General features: G+C 71.1%; 2 protein-coding genes. Both read right to left on the bottom strand.

The genetic code is table 11. From position 1 onward, the window contains the following. Positions 1 to 178 (bottom strand): thioesterase II family protein (locus G3N93_RS39035; protein WP_241026891.1); only part of this gene is annotated, 178 nt, incomplete at its 3' end. Next, on the bottom strand, positions 175 to 1,804 hold a 1,630-nt coding region (locus G3N93_RS39040; protein WP_206135429.1), incomplete at its 5' end, for a (2,3-dihydroxybenzoyl)adenylate synthase. The genes G3N93_RS39035 and G3N93_RS39040, both read right to left, overlap by 4 nt.

A 1,804-nucleotide genomic window follows, 5' to 3' on the forward strand; every position in this document is an offset into this window, starting at 1 on the left:
TCTCGCGGCCCGGATATTGCAGTGCGAGCAGGTCGACGTCCCACGGCAGCGCGCGGCTCCAGCCGCGAAAGAAATTCGCGGTGCCGCCCGCGTGCGGGAAGCAGACGAGCTGCGCACGCGGGCACGGCGACAGGCGCAGTTCGCGGATCCAGTTCGAATCGGTCGGTCGTGCGCTCATGCGGCCGCCGCCTGCAACTGGCGGCGCAGCAGGTCGCGCAGCGATTTCTTGCTGGTCTTGCCGATGCCGGTTTCGGGGAAGCGCGGCATGAACTCGATGCGATCGGGAATCTTGAACGCCGCGAGCCCGCAGTCGCGCAGGTAGCGCTTCAGCACCAGCCGGGACGGTGCGGGCGCGCGGGCGACGACGAATGCGCACGTGCGCTCGCCGAGCAGCGGGTCGGGCATCGCGACCACCGCGGCATCGTGCACCTGCGGATGCGCGAGCAGCAGGTTCTCCACTTCCTCGGCGGAGACCTTCTCGCCGCCGCGATTGATCTGGTCCTTGTCGCGGCCTTCGACGACGAGGTCGCCGTCCGCGGTGCGCCGCACGCGGTCGCCACTGCGATAGAAGCCGTCGGCGGTGAACGCGGTCGCGTTGTGCTCGGCGAGACGGTAGTAGCCGCGGATCGTGTACGGGCCGCGCACCTGCAGTTCGCCGATTTTACCGGGCGCGACCGGTTCGCCGGCATCGTCCACGATGCGCACTTCGTCGCCGTCCGACACGGGGCGGCCCTGCGTCTGCGCGATCCGTTCGGGCGAATCGTCGAGCCGCGTGCAGCAGATGAGCCCTTCGGCCATGCCGAACACCTGCTGCAGTCGGCAGCCGAGCACGGGCGTCACGCGCGCGGCCGCGTGGTCCATCAATCGCGCGCCGCCGACCTGCAGCACGCGCAGGCTCGACAGGTCGGCCTGTCGCTGCGGCTGTTCGTCGAGCCACAGCAGCGCGAGCGGCGGCACGAGCGCGGTATGCGTGACGCGTTCCTGCGCGATCAGCGCGAAGCTCTGTTCGGGCTCGGGCCGCCCGGTCGTGACTACGCGGCCGCCCGCGAGCAGCGCGCCGATCGTGCCGGGGCAGCACAGCGTGAAGTTGTGCGCCATCGGCAGCGCGGCGAGATACACGGTGCCGGCGTCGAAGCCGCTCGCGGCGCTGCACGCGCGCACGTTGTACAGGTATTCGCGATGGCGGCGCGGGATCAGCTTCGGCGTGCCGGTCGTGCCGCCCGACAGCTGGAAGCACGCGATGTCGTCGGCGCCCGCCGCGCATTCGCGCAGCGGCGGCGCGTCGTACAGCGCATCGAACGGGGTGAACGCGTGGTCGTCGCCGGCCATCACGACGTGCTCGAGCGTCGGGCAGTCGGCCTGCAGCGCGGCCGCGAGCGGCCGGCAGTCGAACTCGCCGAGTTGTGCCGCGCCCAGGTACGCACGCGCGCCGGCGAAGCGGCAGAACGCACCGATCTCGTAGTGCCGGTGAGCGGGGAGGGCGAGCACCGGCCGCACGCCGAGCTGGAACAGTGCGAAACAGGTCTCGATGAAACGCGCGCCGTTCGGTAGCTGGACGACGACCGTGTCGCCGCGCGTCAGGCCGAGGCGTGCGAGGCCGCCTGCCAGCCGTCGGATGCGCGAGAGCAGGTCGCCAAAACTGAGCCGGCAGGCGCCGTCAACGATCGCGAGCGCATCGGGATCGCGCTGCGCTTGCGCGTCGAGCGCATCGAAGAAAGTCGTGTCTTGCCAATAGCCGGCGTCGCGATAGCGGTGCGCGAAGTCGTCGGGCCAGTCGGGCGCATCGGCCGGGAGGGCCGGCGCC

It is taken from the genome of Burkholderia sp. Se-20378 (assembly GCF_017104665.1).
GTDB classification, from domain to species: domain Bacteria; phylum Pseudomonadota; class Gammaproteobacteria; order Burkholderiales; family Burkholderiaceae; genus Burkholderia; species Burkholderia lata.